The 16,382-nt window shown below is 69.4% G+C and carries 15 protein-coding genes; 7 read left to right on the top strand and 8 right to left on the bottom strand.

Features of this window, described 5'->3' with window-relative positions; genetic code table 11:
* Positions 1-36 precede the first annotated feature (36 nt).
* The 3 genes from thrS (at position 37) to EDF69_RS15440 (ending at position 4,112) form a co-directional block, all read left to right on the top strand.
* Positions 37-2,049: a threonine--tRNA ligase gene (thrS, locus tag EDF69_RS15430; RefSeq protein WP_132883077.1), complete on the top strand. Its 2,013-nt coding sequence runs from the start codon at positions 37-39 to the stop codon at positions 2,047-2,049.
* 157 nt (positions 2,050-2,206) lie between these two features.
* Entirely contained in the window at positions 2,207-2,740 is a 534-nt protein-coding gene (gene infC, locus EDF69_RS15435; protein WP_125961602.1) for a translation initiation factor IF-3, read from the top strand.
* 238 nt (positions 2,741-2,978) lie between these two features.
* Complete coding sequence (locus tag EDF69_RS15440) at positions 2,979-4,112, top strand: hypothetical protein (RefSeq protein ID WP_132883076.1); 1,134 nt, start codon at positions 2,979-2,981, stop codon at positions 4,110-4,112.
* A gap of 157 nt (positions 4,113-4,269) precedes the next feature.
* On the opposite strand, the gene EDF69_RS15445 is transcribed toward EDF69_RS15440, so the two are convergent.
* The 4 genes from EDF69_RS15445 to EDF69_RS15460 all read right to left on the bottom strand — a co-directional run bounded on the left by EDF69_RS15445 (position 4,270) and on the right by EDF69_RS15460 (position 9,482).
* Entirely contained in the window at positions 4,270-7,044 is a 2,775-nt protein-coding gene (locus EDF69_RS15445) for a [protein-PII] uridylyltransferase (protein WP_132883075.1), read from the bottom strand.
* A 31-nt stretch (positions 7,045-7,075) separates the two neighbouring features.
* Positions 7,076-7,633 carry a nucleotide exchange factor GrpE gene (gene grpE / locus EDF69_RS15450; protein ID WP_125961597.1) on the bottom strand — a complete coding sequence of 186 codons (558 nt, stop codon included), beginning with the start codon at positions 7,631-7,633 and terminating at the stop codon, positions 7,076-7,078.
* Between the two features lie 16 nt (positions 7,634-7,649).
* Positions 7,650-8,690 carry a heat-inducible transcriptional repressor HrcA gene (gene hrcA, locus EDF69_RS15455; protein ID WP_125961640.1) on the bottom strand — a complete coding sequence of 347 codons (1,041 nt, stop codon included), beginning with the start codon at positions 8,688-8,690 and terminating at the stop codon, positions 7,650-7,652.
* Positions 8,691-8,954: 264 nt separating this feature from the next.
* On the bottom strand, positions 8,955-9,482 hold the full coding sequence (locus tag EDF69_RS15460) for a DUF6438 domain-containing protein (protein WP_132883074.1): 528 nt from the start codon (positions 9,480-9,482) through the stop codon (positions 8,955-8,957).
* Between the two features lie 83 nt (positions 9,483-9,565).
* Between EDF69_RS15460 and rph the strand changes: the two genes are divergently transcribed.
* The 3 genes from rph to EDF69_RS15475 all read left to right on the top strand — a co-directional run bounded on the left by rph (position 9,566) and on the right by EDF69_RS15475 (position 11,672).
* A complete protein-coding gene (gene rph / locus EDF69_RS15465) occupies positions 9,566-10,282 on the top strand; it encodes a ribonuclease PH (protein ID WP_132883073.1) in 717 nt (238 codons plus the stop codon).
* Positions 10,279-10,908, top strand: coding sequence for an RdgB/HAM1 family non-canonical purine NTP pyrophosphatase (gene rdgB, locus EDF69_RS15470; RefSeq protein WP_132883072.1), 630 nt, complete (start codon positions 10,279-10,281; stop codon positions 10,906-10,908). The genes rph and rdgB overlap by 4 nt, the downstream gene beginning before the upstream one ends.
* 293 nt (positions 10,909-11,201) lie before the next feature.
* Entirely contained in the window at positions 11,202-11,672 is a 471-nt protein-coding gene (locus EDF69_RS15475; protein WP_165890005.1) for a GAF domain-containing protein, read from the top strand.
* A gap of 21 nt (positions 11,673-11,693) precedes the next feature.
* Here EDF69_RS15475 and EDF69_RS15480 read toward each other — a convergent pair whose 3' ends face one another.
* The 3 genes from EDF69_RS15480 to EDF69_RS15490 all read right to left on the bottom strand — a co-directional run bounded on the left by EDF69_RS15480 (position 11,694) and on the right by EDF69_RS15490 (position 13,860).
* A complete protein-coding gene (locus EDF69_RS15480; RefSeq protein ID WP_165890004.1) occupies positions 11,694-12,092 on the bottom strand; it encodes a response regulator in 399 nt (132 codons plus the stop codon).
* 10 nt (positions 12,093-12,102) lie between these two features.
* Complete coding sequence (locus tag EDF69_RS15485) at positions 12,103-13,212, bottom strand: histidine kinase dimerization/phosphoacceptor domain -containing protein (protein WP_204991400.1); 1,110 nt, start codon at positions 13,210-13,212, stop codon at positions 12,103-12,105.
* Between the two features lie 84 nt (positions 13,213-13,296).
* A complete protein-coding gene (locus EDF69_RS15490) occupies positions 13,297-13,860 on the bottom strand; it encodes a CAP domain-containing protein (protein ID WP_239555522.1) in 564 nt (187 codons plus the stop codon).
* A gap of 20 nt (positions 13,861-13,880) precedes the next feature.
* Here EDF69_RS15490 and hemW point away from each other — a divergent pair, with 20 nt between their 5' ends.
* The gene (gene hemW, locus EDF69_RS15495) at positions 13,881-15,044 is read left to right on the top strand and encodes a radical SAM family heme chaperone HemW (RefSeq protein ID WP_132883067.1); all 1,164 of its coding nucleotides are present in this window, start codon (positions 13,881-13,883) and stop codon (positions 15,042-15,044) included.
* A gap of 128 nt (positions 15,045-15,172) precedes the next feature.
* On the opposite strand, the gene EDF69_RS15500 is transcribed toward hemW, so the two are convergent.
* A complete protein-coding gene (locus tag EDF69_RS15500; protein ID WP_132883066.1) occupies positions 15,173-16,372 on the bottom strand; it encodes a penicillin-binding protein activator in 1,200 nt (399 codons plus the stop codon).
* Between the last annotated feature and the right edge of the window lie 10 nt (positions 16,373-16,382).

Consider the following 16,382-nt stretch of genomic DNA (forward strand, 5'->3'; position numbering starts at 1 on the left):
ACCGTGGTTCCTCCAATCAGCCGAGAAGTGATCCCCATGTCCGCATTGTTCCGCATCACGCTGCCCGACGGTTCCGTCCGCGAGGTAGCGCCGGGGACTACCCCCGCGGACATCGCGCAGGCGATCGGGCCGGGGCTGCGCAAGGCGGCGATCGCCGCGCGCGTCGACGGCGAGCTGCGCGATCTGCAGCGCCCGTTCGAGGGCGACGCGAACCTCGCGCTGCTGACGAGCAAGGACGAGGCCGACGCGCTGGAGCTCGCCCGCCACGACTATGCGCACGTGCTGGCCGAGGCGGTGCAGAATCTGTTCCCGGGCACGCAGATCACCTTCGGCCCCGCGACCGACGACGGCTTCTACTACGACTTCGCGCCCAAGGATCGCCCCTTCACCGAGGAGGACCTGCCCGCGATCGAGGAGGAGATGCGCCGCGTCATCGCCAAGAACGAGCCGCTGATCCGCGAGGTGTGGACCCGCGAGGCGCTGATCGCGCGCTGGCGCGAAAAGGGCGAGACGTTCAAGGCCGAATGGGCCGCCGAACTCCCCGATGGCGAGGAGCTGACCGTCTATCGCGCCGGCAAGGCGGAGGACGCCTGGCTCGACATGTGCCGCGGGCCGCACCTGGAATCGACCGGCAAGCTCGATCCGCAGGCGTTCAAGCTGACCCGGGTCTCGGGCGCCTATTGGCGCGGCGACCAGAAGAACGCGATGCTGAGCCGCATCTACGGCACCGGCTGGCTCAACAAGAAGCAGCTCGACCAGCACCTCACCCGGCTGGAGGAAGCGGCCAAGCGCGACCATCGCAAGATCGGCGCGGAGATGGACCTGTTCCACCTCCAGTCCGAGGCGCAGGGCTCCGTCTTCTGGCACCCCAAGGGCTACATCATGTGGCGCCAGCTGGAGGCGTACATGCGCCGCCGGCTAGATGCGGCCGGCTATGACGAGGTCAAGACGCCGCAGCTGATGGACGCGCGCCAGTGGGAGCAGTCCGGCCACTGGGGCAAGTATCGCGAGAACATGTTCGTCGTCCCCGACGAGGTGCCCAACACCGAGGATGAGGGCGCGGTGATCTCCGGCGACGCCGACCTGATGGCGTTGAAGCCCATGAACTGCCCTGCGCACGTGCTGATCTTCCGCCAGGGGATCAAGTCGTACCGCGACCTGCCCATCCGCATGGCCGAGTTCGGCTGCTGCCACCGCAACGAGCCCCACGGCGCGCTGCATGGCATCATGCGCGTGCGCCAGTTCACCCAGGACGACGCGCACATCTTCGTGCGCGAGGACCAGCTGGTCGACGAGGTCCGCAAGTTCTGTGAGCTGCTCGACAGCGTGTATCAGGACCTGGGCTTCGAGGACTACGCCGTGAAGCTGGCGCTGCGCCCGGAGAAGCGCTTCGGCAGCGACGCCATGTGGGACCTCGCCGAGGACGAGCTGCGCCGCGCGGTGCTCGAGTCGGGTTTGTCGGACCAGATCAAGGCGAACTTCGAGGAGCTGGAAGGTGAAGGGGCCTTCTATGCCCCCAAGCTCGAGTTCCACCTGACGGATGCGATCGGCCGCACCTGGCAGGTTGGCACCATCCAGTCGGACCGCGTGCTGCCGGAGCGACTCGACGCGAGCTATGTCGGCGAGGACGGCAACCGCCACCGCCCCGTCATGCTCCACCGCGCGATCCTGGGCACGTTCGAGCGCTTCCTGGGCATCCTGATCGAGCATCACGCCGGCCGCTTCCCGCTGTGGCTGGCGCCGGTGCAGGCGGTGGTCGCGACCATCGTGTCGGATGCCGACGACTATGCGCAGCAGGTGGTGGAGAAGCTCAAGGCCGCCGGGCTGCGAGTCGAGACCGACCTTCGCAACGAGAAGATCAACTACAAGGTGCGCGAGCATTCGCTGGCCAAGGTCCCGAACCTCTTGGTGGTGGGCAAGCGCGAGGCCGAGGAAGGCACCGTCGCGCTGCGCCGCCTGGGCAGCCAGGGGCAGCAGATGCTGACGCTGGACGAGGCGGTGGCGATGCTGACGGCTGAGGCGGTCGCCCCCGATCTGCGCCGCAACTGACCGCGACGCCGCGCCCAACGGCGCTGCCAGGGTTCTTTCGCGCGGGATTCGGCTCCTTTTGGAGCGAGTTCCGCGCGACTGAACTTTTCATGGGCGCCTGCGTCCACTACATAGAGACTCGAAACAACCTCAAGGAGCTACACCTATCCGTCCGCCCATGATGCGCCGTCCCATGGCGCCCCCGCCGATGAACGGCCCGCGTTTCAACGAATTCATCCAGTCGCCCAAGGTCCGCGTGATCGACCAGGACGGCGAGAATCTGGGTGTGATGTACACGCGGGAGGCGATCGAGCAGGCCGCGGAGGTCGGGCTCGACCTGGTCGAGGTGTCGCCCAACGCGGACCCGCCCGTCGCCAAGTTCCTGGACGTCGGCAAGTTCAAGTACGAGGCGCAGAAGAAGGCGAACATCGCCCGCAAGACCCAGAAGACGCAGGAGATCAAGGAGATCAAAATGCGTCCGAACATCGACGATCATGACTATGATACGAAGATGAAGAAGATCCACGACTTCCTGGGCGAAGGCGACAAGGTCAAGGTCACGCTGCGCTTCCGCGGCCGCGAGCTCTCGCACGGCCAGCTCGGCATGCAGCTGCTCCAGCGCGTGCAGCAGGACGTGATCGAGATCGGCAAGGTCGAAGCCTATCCGCGCATGGAAGGCCGCCAGATGCTGATGGTGCTCGCACCGAAGTAAGCGGCGCCTCTGCGAAGAGCGACAAGCGGGCGGCGATTTCGTCGCCCGTTTTCGTTTGTGCGGGGTGGGCGCCGGCACGTCCTTAGCCAGCCCAGCGAAGGCATAGCCTGCACCCCCTTACCCGTGCTCCTGCGCAGGCAGGAGCCCAGAGCCACAGGCGCGCAGGTCGGAGGAGTACCGCACCAGCGTCATGGAACCGTCATTCCCGCAGCGCATCCACGCGTGAAGGGGGACGGAGATGATACGCTTTTTCACAACTGTTGCCGCATGCGTGGTTGTCGCATGCGCCGGGCCGGTCGCGGCTGAAGAGATCAAGGGCCAGGCGATCATTGCCGGCGTGCCGAGCATCATCGCACTCGACATCGACGACGACCTCGCGACGCTTCGGCATCGACCTGCCGACAACTCCGCAGGCTGGAGCCGCTATGTCGTTCATGGACCGCGTCAGGCACTGGCGCTGCTCGCGGACGAGCGACTGGCATTTCTCTGGCCCGCCCTCGAACGCATGGGCGGCGACGATATGTCGAAGCTGCGGGATCAGAGCCTCGAGAGAACGCGCCGGGGCTGGCAAGAAGGTCGGCTGACCGCTCCCAACGACGAGATGGCGAACGTTGGCCTGAGCCGCCGTGCGCGTGCCCTGGGACAATATGTCGATGCCCTGATGGACGCCGGCCAGTGGGAAGCCGCGCTCGAACTGCTCACGTCGGAGCGGAAGCGAGAACGGGGTACCAGCACTCTGGATCACCTCGAACTCCAGGCCATCATACGAGACACGGCGCAAGTCCTTGAAGGTCTGAAACAGACCGAGCGGGAGCTGGATGTATGGCGTCAGGGCATCCAGCTGCTTGGCGACAGCCCGTTCGGCTTGAACCTGCGTCTGTCGTTGGCGGCGCGGCTGGCGGAGACCGGACACTATGCGGAGTCGCTCGAGATATCGGAAGCGGCGCGCGCCACGTTCCTCAAGACTGCTCCTGCAAATCAGGTCCCGAACGCCCTGCCGCAGTTCGACTGGATTCGCGCATGTGCCCTCAAGGGACTGGGGCGTGCCGATGAGGCCAATGCGATCATGGCCGGAGTGGCGGACGCCGAACAGGTCGAAAGTCGTCGGATACACCTCCCGCGCATTCGAGATCACGAACAGCGCGCCTATCAGTGCCTGCGCGATCCGGAGGGATTGGCCGAGGTGTGGTCACGGGACCTGACGCAGAGTCCGGCGATCGGGTCCGAGACGTTCCTGCTTGCTCAAGCCTCTGCCGAGATCGACGTCCTGCACCGCCCGACGGTGGATGCCGCACACGCCGTGTTCACGGCAGCGCCACCCCTCAGGATGCTTCCGGACCGCTATTCGGCAGCGCAGCACGCATGGCGCTAGCGCTTTCCGAAGCGGCGACCCGACAGGCAGGTTCTCCTCCCGCCGCTTCGGTCTTGGCGCAGCGGCATCGGGAGGGCCCTCGCGTCTACCGCCTGAGCCGCAAACGTCACCCTCCACCACCCTGGGCTCATGCCTGCGCAGGAGCACGTCGGGGGTGCTACGCCGCCGCCTGCTCCGCCGTCCCCCCCGCCGCCTCCAGCAGCCGCGCCTCCAGCGCGCGGATGCGCGCGGAGGCGGTGATGCGGTCGCCGGTCAGGTCGGTGAGGTAGAAGGTGTCCACCGCCCGCTCGCCAAAGGTCGCGACATGCGCGGAGTGGATCGTCACCTTGGACTGGAACAGCGCGTGCGCCAGGTGGTGGAGCAGCGCGGGGCGGTCGCGGGCGTTGACCTCCACCACGGTGAAGCGGTTCGATGCCTGGTTGTCGATCAGCACGTTGGGGGTGATCGAAAAGGCGCCGGCCCGCGGGTGCGGCAGCGGCTTGGCCGACAGGCGCTCGGTCAGGCGGGCACGGTTGGCCAGCGCGTCCGCGATGCCGGTACGCAGCCGCTCCAGCTGGCCTTCGTCGTCGAAGCGGCCCCCTTGCGGATTCTGGACCAGAAAATTGTCGAGCGCCATGCCGGCGCGCGTCGTGTGGATGCGCGCGTCGATGATGTTGCCGCCCGCCGCATGGATGGCACCGGCGATGCGGTAGAACAGGCCGGGATGGTCGGCCGCGTGCACCGTCACCAGCGTCGCATCGCGCTCCGGGTCGGCGACCGTATCGATCGCGAGCGGCGCGTCCCCTGCCCCGTCGATCAGCCGCGCGTTGCGGACCAGCACGTCGCTCGGCTCCGCCACCCAATAGGCTTCTGGCAACTGGCCCACGAAGCTCGCCAGCCGCTCCGCATCCCAGCCAAGCGCCTGCTGCAGCGCCTCCTGCTTGGCGGCGATGCGCTCGCCGCGCCCGCGCTGCTTGTGGCCGAGCCGCAGCACCTCCTCGGCCGAATCGAACAGGGTGGCGAGCAGCTGGCGCTTCCACCCGTTCCAGATGCCCGGCCCCACCGCGCGAATGTCGACGACCGTCAGGATCAGCAGCATGCGCAGCCGCTGCGGGCTCTGCACCACCTCGGCGAAATCGAGGATGGTCTTGAAGTCAGACAGGTCGCGCTTGAACGCGGTCGCCGACATCAGCAGGTGGTGGCGGACCAGCCAGGCGACGGTCTCCGTCTCCGCCGCGGTCAGGCCGAAGCGCGGGCACAGCCGCTCGGCGACCGCGGCACCCAGGATCGAATGGTCGCCGTCGCGGCCCTTGGCGATGTCGTGCAGGAACACGGCCACATACAGCGCGCGCCGCTGGACGACGCCCGGAAACAGCGCCGACGACAGCGGGTGGTCCTGGATCAGCTCGCCGCGCTCGATCTGGTTGAGCAGGCCGATCGCACGGATGGTGTGCTCGTCCACCGTGTAATGGTGGTACATGTCGAACTGCATCTGCGCGACGACGCGGCCGAAGTCCGGCACCAGCCGCCCGAGCACCCCCGCCTCGCTCATCCAGCGCAGCACCTTTTCCGGCGTGCGCGGCGACGTCAGCACGTCCAGGAACAGCGCGTTGGCGCGCGGATCGCGGCGATGGTCGGTGATCAGGTGCGCGTCGCGCGCGGCCGCGCGCATCGCCAGCGGATGCACTTCCACCGCGTGCAGGTCTGCCAGCGCGAAGATCTCCACCAGCCGCACCGGATCCTCGGCAAAGAAGCGGTCGTGCGGCAGTGCCAGGCGACCGCGATCGAGCACGAAACCCTTGAGCCGGCTCGGCCGGCGACGCAGCTGCGGCAGGCCGAAGCGGCGCCCGCGCCCGGCGAACTTCTCGTCCAGATGGGCCAGAAACAGCCCGCTCAGATAGCCGACGCGCTTTGCCTGCAGGAAGTAGAACTGCATGAACCGCTCGACCTTGGGCTTGCCCGGCCGGTCGGCGTAGCGCATCCGCTCCGCGATCTGGCGCTGCACGTCGAAGGTCAGCCGCTCCTCGGCGCGGCCGGCGATCAGGTGCAGGTGGCAGCGCACCGCCCAAAGGAAGTTCTCGGCGCGCTGGAACTGGCGATATTCCTGCGGCGTGAACAGGCCGCGGTCCACCAGCTCGGCCGCGCGGCGCACGCCATAGGCGAACTTGCCGATCCAGAAGAGCGCGTGGAGGTCCCTGAGGCCGCCCTTGCCCTCCTTGACGTTGGGTTCGACGACGTAGCGGCTGTCGCCCATCTTGAGGTGGCGCGCCTCCCGCTCGGCGAGCTTCTCGGCCACGAACTGGCGGGCGCCGTCCGCCTGCACCTCGCTCATGAAGCGGGCGGCGGCCTCGTCGTACAGCGCGGAGTCGCCCCACAGGAATCGACCCTCCAGCAGGGCCGTGCGCACCGTATGGTCGGCCCGCGCCTGGCGGATCATCTCGTCGAGCGAGCGGGACGAATGGCCGACCTTCAGCCCGATGTCCCACAGCGCATAGAGCACCGACTCGATCACCTGCTCGCACCAGGGCGGCTGCTTCCAGGGGGTGAGGAAGCCGATGTCGACGTCGGAAAAGGGCGCCATCTCGCCCCGACCATAGCCGCCCACCGCGACCATGGTCATCCGCTCGGCGGCGGTCGGGTTCGGATTGGGATGGAGGCGCGTGACGATGAAGTCGAGCAGCAGCCGCAGCAGCCGGTCCGTCAGATAGGCGCCGGCAGCCGCGGTCTGGAGCCCCTGGGTGGGCTTCTCCTCGAACCGGCGCGCAATCTCCGCACGGCCGCGGTCGAGCGCATCGCGCAGCAGCGCGCTGGCCGCGCGCCGCAGGGACGCGGTATCGGGCGCCTGCAACTCGGCAAGCTGCTCCGCCACCGCCGCGCGATCGATGATCGCGCGGCGGTTGGCGAGATGTTCGAACCGCGGGAGGTTCAGCGCACTGGGCGCGCCTGGGCTCATGACCGCGTCGCCGCGTGCGCCGCCGGTCCCGTCAGGCGTCCGGCTTCTTCGCGACACCCACCAGCGCCGGGCGCAGCAGCCGGTCCTTGATCATGTAGCCGGTCTGGATTTCCTGCACGATCGTGCCCGGCTCCGCATCGTTGCTGGGGATCTCCAGCATCGCCTGGTGGCGGTTGGGATCGAGCGCCTCGCCCTGGGCGACGATGCGGGAGATACCGTGGCGTGCGAACACGCTGTCGAGCTCGCGGCCGGTCGCTTCCAGGCCGGTGATCAGACCCTTCATCTTCTCGTCCTCGCGCAGCTCGGCCGGGATCGCCGACAGCGCGCGCGACAGATTGTCGGCGACGGAGAGGATGTCGCGGGCAAAGCCCGTCGCGGCATAGGCGCGCGCATCCGCCACTTCCTTTTCGGCGCGGCGGCGCACGTTCTGGATGTCGGCCCGGGCATAAAGCAACTGCGCCTTGGTCTCGGCGAGCTCCGCCTCCAGTTCGCCTGCGCGGTCGTGCTCGGCAACCTCCGGCGCCTCCTGTGCGGTCTCCTCGCGCAGGTCTTCGGGGGTCGCGTTCGGGGTGTTCTCTTCCTGGGTCATTCTCTTCTCTCGAGCATCAGGCCAGCAGACGCGTGAGCGTTGCGGCAGTGAAGTCCACCATGGGCACGACTCGCGCGTAGTTCAACCGCACAGGGCCGATCACCCCGACGACACCGACCACACGGCCGTCGAGCGCGCGCACGGGCTTGGCGATCACCGACGAGCCCGACAGCGCGAACAGCTTGTTTTCCGAACCGATGAAGATGCGCGCGGCATCGCCTTCGCTCGCCGAGGCCAACAGGCGGGCGATCTCCTCCTTGCCCTCCAGTTCGTCGAGCAGCTGGCGCACGCGGTCGAGGTCGGCGGCGGCGGACGGATCGAGCAGCCGCGCCTGGCCGCGCACGATCAGCACCGGGCGGCGATCGCCGTCCTCGCTCCACAGCGCCAGGCCGCGCGACACCAGCGTGCGCGCCGCCTCGTCCAGCGCGGCGCGCTCGGCCTGGATCTCCTGCTCGATGCCGGTGCGCGCCTCGGCCAGCGTCTGGCCGCCCAACCGCGCGGTGAGATAGTTGGACGCCTCCACCAGCGCAGACGCGGTCATGCCGGGCGGCAGCTCGACCACCCGGTTCTCGATCGACCCGTCCGAACCGACCAGCACCGCGAGTGCGCGGTCGTGGCCCAGCGGCGCGAAGCTGAACTGGCGCATCACCACGTCGCGCTTGGGCACCATCACCATGCCCGCGCACGCCGACAGGCCGGACAGCGTGGCGGTGGTACCGGCCAGCGCCTCCTCGATCGAGCCGGCGATGCTCGCCTGCGCCTCGATCGCGGCCCGCTCCTGCGCGGAGGGCTCCATCACGTGCATCATGCCGTCGACGAACAGGCGCAGCCCCTGGTCGGTCGGCATGCGCCCGGCGCTGGTATGGGGCGCTGCGAGCAGCCCCGCCTCCTCCAGGTCCTGCATGACGTTGCGGATCGACGCCGGCGACAGGTTCAGCCCGGACATCCGGGCGATGGTGCGCGAGCCGACGGGCATGCCGGACTCGAGGTAGGATTCCACCACCTGGCGGAACACGTCGCGTGCGCGGTCGGTCAGCTCGGTGATCGGCGGGTTCATGCGTGTCATGTAGGGGCTGCCGTGCGCCTGCTCCAGAAGTGAAATGCCGGTGCTGGGTTTCGTTGGCGAGCGCGCCGAACCGTAACGCCAAGCCGTGCTCCGTACTTGGGCTTCCCTTCTTCGTACCCCGGCGGAGGCCGGGGCCCAGTTGGGAAGGTTTGTGGAAGGGACAGTGCGCCCTCACCCACGACACCGCAACTGGGCCCCGGCCTTCGCCGGGGTATCCTATGTGGGGATTGGCGGTTCCCCGTGGAGGGGGAGCCCTCAGCGCCCGACCGGCCGCTCACCCAGGAACGCCGCGATCGGCAGCAGCTCGGGTGCGGTGCGCAGCGCCGTACGAGTGTCTCGGTCATCCTCGCCGACGCAGCCGAGATACTGGTGGAGGTGCCGCGTGCCCCCCGCCCCGCCGGACCAGGTCACGTCCACCGAGGACATGTCTGTCGCATGGTTGGGGCACAGCGGCGAGCCCGGCTCGACCCGCCGCTCCGGCTCCGCCGGACGGAACGCAGCCAGCCGATCGGCAAAGGCGCGATATTGGGCCGGCGTCAGCGTGAAATCGCGCGCGCCGGTGACGGCGGTGAACTGCTGCCCCTCGAAGGTGCCAGTGCCGTCCGGCCGCACGGTCACGCTGTAGACCGGGCAGGTGCCGAAGCAGCGATCGGTGGCGAAGCGGATCGTCTCGCCCGCCGCGGTCGCAGCCTCGCTGCCTGCCGACGCGGTGCCGCCGCCGTCGGGGGTGCACGCCGCCAGCGCCAGTGCCGCGCCGGCCATCATCATCGTCAACCGGATCAAGCCTCGTCTCCCTGTTTGTCGGACTGGCGGAACGCCCGTCGGCGGTCTAGGTGCCGCCAACGATCTTGCAGGAGACTGAACCCATGCGCCCATCCGGCCGCGCCCCCGACGAGATGCGCGCCATCTCGATCCAGCCCAACTTCACCCGTCACGCCGAAGGTTCGGTGCTGATCGGCTTCGGCGAGACCAAGGTGCTGGTCACCGCCTCCGTCGAGGAGCGCGTGCCGCCGTTCCTGCGCGGCAAGGGCGAAGGCTGGGTGACGGCCGAATACGGCATGCTGCCGCGCGCCACCCACACCCGCGGCAGCCGCGAGGCGGCCAAGGGCAAGCAGTCCGGCCGCACCCAGGAAATCCAGCGGCTGATCGGCCGCTCCCTGCGCGCCGTCTGCGACCTCAAGGCACTGGGCGAGCGCCAGATCACGATCGACTGCGACGTGATCCAGGCCGATGGCGGCACCCGCACCGCCTCCATCTCCGGCGCCTGGGTGGCGCTGCGGCTGGCGGTCGACGGGCTGATGGCCGCCGGCAAGCTCACCGCCGATCCGATCAGCCGCCAGGTCGCCGCCGTCAGCTGCGGCATCTATGAAGGCACGCCGGTGCTCGACCTCGATTACCCTGAGGACTCCGCCGCCGACGCCGACGCCAATTTCGTGCTGACCAGCGACGGCAACATCGCCGAGGTTCAGGCGACGGCCGAGGGCGCCTGCTACGACGAGGAAGCGCTGCTGCGGCTGCTGCGCCTCGCCCGCATCGGCTGCGGCGAAATCTTCGCCGCCCAGCTCAAGGCCGCCGGCCGGTGAGCGGCGAAGGCCCCGAGCCCCAGGCGATCCGCAAGCTCACCCCCGGAAAGCTGGTGATCGCCAGCCACAATCCGGGCAAGGTGCGCGAGATCGCCGAGCTGCTCGGCCCCTATGGGATCGAGCCGATCTCGGCGGGCGCGCTCGACCTGCCGGAGCCCGAGGAGACCGGCACGACCTTTGTCGCCAATGCCGAGCTGAAGGCGCGCCAGGCGGCCGATCTGTCGGGCATGCCGGCGCTGGCGGACGACAGCGGGCTGTGCGTCGAGGCGCTGGGCGGCGAGCCCGGCATCTTTTCCGCGCGCTGGGGCGGCGAGGCCAAGGACTTCGATCTGGCGATGCGCCTGGTCGAGGAACGGCTGGCCGCACTCGGCCCGGACGTCAGCCGCGACGCGCACTTCGTCTGCGCGCTGGCGCTCGCCTGGCCGGACGGCCACGTCGAATGGTTCGAAGGCCGCGTCGACGGCACGCTGGTGTGGCCGCCGCGCGGAAAGCTCGGCTTCGGCTATGATCCCATGTTCATCGCCGAGGGCATGGACCAGAGCTTCGGCGAGATCGACCCGCAGCAAAAGCACGCGATCAGCCACCGCGCCGACGCCTTCCGTCAGCTCGTGGCCGCGGTTCTCTGATCCGGCAGCGGGCGGCGGGCGCCTCGGCACCCGCCGCCCGGCTCAGTCGAGCGCCGAGATCGACTGCTCCATTTCGGGACGAACGCACGGACCGGCAAAGTCTCCCTCAGCATAAGTGCCGACGAACACCCGTATTTTCCCTGACCTCGCCGGATCCGAACGGCTCTTTACTGTGCGAGCGGTTCGCAATATTGACGAAATCCCGGCGGGTACGCGCAAGGCGTGCCGACATCCGAGTCCCGGATGTTGGGGGCGATCGGGGGAGGCGTCCAGTGCAGCATATGAGCGCATGGATGAGCGCTTTCGACAAGGAGCGGAAGCGACAGGGGGCCGTCGACGAGAGCGGCGCGCTGGCCCTGCACGGCCATCCCGAGTTGAAGCGGATCGTCGACCTGACCGCCGCCCATTACGGCACCGCCTTTGCAGCCGTCTCCATCATCCACAAGCGCACGCAGGTCCTGCTCGCCGAGCATGGGCTGAACACCCGCGAGACGAGCCGCGACACCGCGATCTGCGCGACCATGATCCACACGCCCGGTGAGCCGCTGATCGTGCCCGACACGCGCGCGGATCCCCGCTTTGTCCATTATGAGACCGTACAGGCCGAGCCCTTCCTGCGCTTCTATGCCGGGGTGCCGGTGCTCGACGGCAACGGCCATGCGCTAGGCGCGCTCTGCGTCGCCGACAGCACGCCCCGCACCACGCCCTTCGACCCGACCCTGCTCACGATCATGGCGCGCGAGGCGGAGCGGCACCTGCAATAGGGCTGCCGCGCGGAAGGACGGTCAGCGGTACAGCGTCAGCGCGGGCGGGACGGCGACCGGCTCGCCGGCCTTCGCGATCTGGCAGGCCGCCAGCACCGTCGCATGCAGCGCAGCGACCGGCACCGGCTTGTTGACGCAGCCGATCACCAGCGGGTGCGGCGCGTCTGCGGGGCAGTTGCCGCTCACATAGACGACCGGGATGCCTTGCTGCGCCAGTCGCGTCGCGACCTCGACGCCGCTGTCGCCGTTCGCCAGGCGCACGTCGCACAGCGCCAGGTCGATCGCGTGCGCGCCGGCGAGATCGAGCGCGGACGGAAGCGTATCCGCGACGCCGACCACCCGGTGTCCGCGGGAGATCAGCGCGTCCTCCATCATCATCGCGATCAGCGCTTCGTCTTCGACGATCAGCAGATTGAACATCGGAACGTCTTCAGCTCTTGTTGGCAGTCGAGATGCGGATCGTGAGGCCATCCGGCCCGGGCTCGACGACGCCGTTCAACTGCCGCAGCAGCGCCCGCGCGAGTCGCCCGGAAAGGACGTCGGTCTCCGGGCGCACGCCCGCCAGCGTCACGTCCATCCCGGTCCCGCCCGGCAGCTCCGCGATTTCCACCGACGCGGGCTGATCCGGCGCGCCGCCTTCCGCAAAGGCCGTGTGGACGAGAAGCGCCAGGGCCACGCCCTGCTCGATCGGCAGCTTCGCACCGGCCCCGTCCTTCACGGTCAGGGGTCCGTCGATCGAACCATCGCCGGCTGCCGTCAGAAGGTCGGCAACGGCGACGGTGCTCGGATCGTCCGAGGCATAGAGCGGGCGATGGGCCGACGCGATCACCTCGATCCGGTCGGCAGCCCGCAGCAGCGCGTCGGAGAAGGCACGATCCTCGGCAGAGGTCACTTCCAGGCGCACCACGCTGACGGCGAGTTGCAAGGCGTTGCGCACCCGGTGGTTGAGCTCGCCCAGCAGCTTGTCCCGCTGCTCGATCCCCGCCCGCAGCTCCTGCTCGACCATCAGCCGGTATTTTGCGAGCGCCACGAAATGGCACAGCGTGTGGAGGAAGCTGAGCTCGTCGTCGGTGAAGCGATCGGCCCATTTCCGCCCGAAACCGAGCGTGCCGATCAACCTGTCCCCGTGCAGGAGCGGCGTGCACGCATAGGCGTCCAGGCCCACGTCCCGGACGAACGCGACCAGCGGATCCTCGGACTGCTGCACGCCCGTCACATGGAAGCGCTGCCGGTCGCGGGCGGCGCACCCGCAGACGGCCTGCCCCAGATCCAGCTCGGCGCCCGCGGCCGCCTGTTCCGGCGTCAATCCGCCATGCGCCTCCAGCACTAGCCGGCCGGCTTCCAGGCGGTAGTTGAAGAACACGTCCAGCCGCAGCTCCGACTGGATCAGGCCGAACAGTTCGTCGACCATGCGCGCAGGATCCTCTGCCGCCAGCAGCCCCTCTGCCGCTTCGGCGACCAGGGCCAGGCGCCGCTGGGGAAGCTCGGGATCGACGATCTGGCCACCCAACGGGATTTCGACGTGCTGCTGAAGCGCCATGCCCGCGGTTTGAACCATGCGAGCGCCAGCGGCAATGGCTTCGGTCTTTACCTAGGTTGTAGCGCCGCGTCCCCGGGACGAGGTCTAATAGACGCGTACGCCGACCAGATTGCCCGGCGGATCGTAGCGGCACACCAGATAATCGTCGCGCTTGCTGCTCGCGAGCGCGCAGCCGTAGCGCAGCGTCCGGCGCGACACCAGCTGGCCGTAGTGCGCCACGTCCTGCCAGCGGCCGGTGCGGGAGAAGTTGGGCACCGGCTGGTGGAGATAGTCGCGCTTCTCGCCGCGCCAGTGGCCGATCATCTCCTCATAGCGATAGGCGCCGCGCGTGCCGGTCCACAGATTCTCGCCGATGCGGTTCGCCGCCTGCGACTCCGGCGAATGCTCGAACCGCCCGGTCCGCGCGAGCGTCTGCGCATAGTCGCGCGCACCTTCGGCAAGCTGGTCCGACCAGACGAGCGGCGGCAGGCCGACCTCGGCGCGCGCCGCGTCATGCCCCTGCTGCATCGCCTGGCGCAGCAGCGTCGCCCCGCGCGGAGCCGTGCCCTTGAACGTGCGCGCCTCGACCACGCGGTCTGCCCCTTCCGGGGACGAACAGGCGGCCAGCATCGCCAGCATCGCCCACAGGATGTTTTGCCTCGCTCGCATGCGCACCATATGGGGCGGCGATGTTCCCGGAACAAACCTCCTCGGGCGCCCCGCTGGCGCTATACGTCCATTGGCCGTTCTGCGTCTCCAAATGCCCCTATTGCGACTTCAACAGCCATGTGCGCGACGTGGTGGACCAGCAGGCGTGGCGCGACGCGCTGCTTGCCGACTTGGCCTATGAGGCGGAACGCCTGCCCGGGCGGCGGCTCGCGTCGATCTTCTTCGGCGGCGGCACCCCCTCGCTGATGCCGCCGGCAACCGTCGCCGCCATCATCGAAGCGGCGACGAGCGCCTGGCCGGCCGAGCCCGGCATCGAGATCACGCTGGAGGCGAACCCCTCGTCGGTGGAGGCAGCCCGCTTCGCGGACCTCGCCGCGGCCGGCGTCAACCGCGTGTCGCTGGGGCTCCAGGCGCTGGACGACGAGGCGCTCGCCTTTCTCGGCCGCGCGCACGGCGTGGACGAGGGCCTCGCCGCGCTCGCGACCGCACAGCGCCATTTCGGGCGGGTGAGCTTCGACCTCATCTATGCGCGGCCGGGCCAGAGCCTTGGGGAGTGGGAGGCGGAGCTGGACCGCGCGCTCGGCTTCAGGACCGAGCACCTGTCGCTCTACCAGCTGACGATCGAGCCGGGCACGCGCTTCGCCACGCTCGCGGCCAAGGGCGCGCTGACGCTGCCGGACGAGGACTTGGCGGCGGACCTGTGGGAGACCACCCAGGCACGCACAGCTGCCGCCGGGCTACCGCTCTACGAGGTGTCGAACCACGCGCGGCCGGGGGCGGAGAGCCGCCACAACCTCACCTACTGGCGCTACCGCGACTATGCGGGCGTCGGCCCCGGCGCCCACGGGCGCCGCGAGGGCATCGCGACCTTCCGCCGCAAGAAGCCGGAGAACTGGCTGTCCGCGGTCGCGCGCAACGGCCACGGGGCCGAGAGCGAAGTCGCGCTCGCCCCGGCCGAGCGCGTGACGGAGGCGCTGGTGATGGGGCTGCGCATGCGCGAGGGCATCGACCTGGCCCGCGTCGCGGCGCTGGGCGGAACGACCATCGACCAAGTGGTCGACCTGAAGGCGGTCGAACGCCTCGCAACCCAGGGCCTAGTGTCGCACGACGGCGACCGGCTGGCGCTCACCCCCGCAGGCATGCCGCTGCTCGATGCGGTGCTGCGGGAAGTGGCGCGGGGCTAGCTACCGCCACCCCGTACCCCGGCAAAGGCCGGGGCCCAGGTGGGAAGGTGGTCGTGATGTTCGGGACCCGTTCCACCTGCCCCGCAACTGGGCCCCGGGCTGCGCCGGGGTACCCAGCTTCCGCAGGCCTACTCGAACGAACGCGGCGCCGGAGAAACCGTGGCGGTGGTGCCGCCCCGCACTTCCTGCACCTCCAGCGCGCGCTCGGCGATGCCGTCGCGGCCGAAGCGGAAGGCGCCGTCGAGGCCGGCAAAGCCACCGCTGTCGGTCAGCTTGGCCTCGGGGAAGCGGTCGCCCACCTTCCACTCGCGCGCGATGCGGATGGTGAGCAGCACCGAGTCGTAGCCCAGACTCGACAGGCGGTACGGCGCGGTGCCGAAGCGCGCCCGGTACTTGGTGGCGTACTGGCGATAGAGCCCGTCGGAGACGCTCGCGAACCAGGCGCCGTTGAGCGCCGCGTTGCTGCCCACCGCGGAATCGGTGTTCCACAGCTCCGTGCCCAGTACCCGCGCGGTTGCCGCCTCGCGGCGCAGCAGCGGCACCGCGGTCGCGGCCGTGCCGGCGGCATCGGCGATCAGCACCGCCTGATAGGGCGAGTTCTTGGGCAGGCGGGTGACCGCGGCGGCGATGCCGCCGTTGCCGCGGTTGTAGGTCTGGAGCGACACGACCTGCCCGCCCGCGCTCTCGACCGCGCGCAGGAAGGCGGTGGAGGCGCGCTGGCCATAGACGCCGGTCGGCACCAGCCCTGCAAAGCTGGTGATGCCGGTCTGCTTGGCATAGTCGACGACGCGGCTGATCGACTGCGACGGCGAATAGCCCATCACATAGGCACCGTTGCCCGCGACGGTGATGTCGTTGGAATAGCTCAGCACCGGCACGCCCGCGCGCTTGGCGATCGGCGCCACCGCGCGCACGTCCTCGGACAGGAGCGGCCCCAGGATCAGGCGATTGCCCTCCGCAAGCGCGCGCTGCGCCGCCGCCGCCGCGCCGGTCGCGGTGTCATAGGTGGTGATCCGCACCTGCTCGCTGCGCGAATCGAGCAGCGCGAGCTGGGTGGCGTTGGCGAGGCTCTGGCCCACGCCCGCATTGGGGCCGGTGAGCGGCACCAGCAGCGCGACGCGGTGGCGCTGCTTGTCCTCCGGGATCCCCGGCTGGACCGTTTCCGGGCCGGTGCCCTGCGTCGGCTGCTCCTTGGGCGGCGGCGGCGCGCGGTCCGGCACACCCCGCGGTACCAGCGTCTGGCACCCCGCCAGCAGCAGCGCTCCCGCGACGGCCGCCGTGCGGATCAATCGACGCGTCCATTGCGGTACGGTTGCCGCCTCTGCCATGACATTCCCC

Source organism: Sphingomonas sp. JUb134 (assembly GCF_004341505.2).
Taxonomy (GTDB): domain Bacteria; phylum Pseudomonadota; class Alphaproteobacteria; order Sphingomonadales; family Sphingomonadaceae; genus Sphingomonas.

Bases quoted from the DNA above. Each gene is read 5' to 3' on its own strand.
- EDF69_RS15445 (WP_132883075.1), bottom strand. From the start codon at position 7,044: ATGAGCCCAGGCGCGCCCAGTGCGCTGAACCTCCCGCGGTTCGAACAT.
- EDF69_RS15500 (WP_132883066.1), bottom strand. From the start codon at position 16,372: ATGGCAGAGGCGGCAACCGTACCGCAATGGACGCGTCGATTGATCCGC.
- EDF69_RS15475 (WP_165890005.1), top strand. From the start codon at position 11,202: ATGAGCGCTTTCGACAAGGAGCGGAAGCGACAGGGGGCCGTCGACGAG.
- hemW (WP_132883067.1), top strand. From the start codon at position 13,881: ATGTTCCCGGAACAAACCTCCTCGGGCGCCCCGCTGGCGCTATACGTC.
- rph (WP_132883073.1), top strand. From the start codon at position 9,566: ATGCGCCCATCCGGCCGCGCCCCCGACGAGATGCGCGCCATCTCGATC.
- grpE (WP_125961597.1), bottom strand. From the start codon at position 7,633: ATGACCCAGGAAGAGAACACCCCGAACGCGACCCCCGAAGACCTGCGC.
- EDF69_RS15490 (WP_239555522.1), bottom strand. From the start codon at position 13,860: ATGCGAGCGAGGCAAAACATCCTGTGGGCGATGCTGGCGATGCTGGCC.
- EDF69_RS15485 (WP_204991400.1), bottom strand. From the start codon at position 13,212: ATGGCGCTTCAGCAGCACGTCGAAATCCCGTTGGGTGGCCAGATCGTC.
- infC (WP_125961602.1), top strand. From the start codon at position 2,207: ATGATGCGCCGTCCCATGGCGCCCCCGCCGATGAACGGCCCGCGTTTC.
- EDF69_RS15480 (WP_165890004.1), bottom strand. From the start codon at position 12,092: ATGTTCAATCTGCTGATCGTCGAAGACGAAGCGCTGATCGCGATGATG.
- thrS (WP_132883077.1), top strand. From the start codon at position 37: ATGTCCGCATTGTTCCGCATCACGCTGCCCGACGGTTCCGTCCGCGAG.
- hrcA (WP_125961640.1), bottom strand. From the start codon at position 8,690: ATGAACCCGCCGATCACCGAGCTGACCGACCGCGCACGCGACGTGTTC.
- EDF69_RS15440 (WP_132883076.1), top strand. From the start codon at position 2,979: ATGATACGCTTTTTCACAACTGTTGCCGCATGCGTGGTTGTCGCATGC.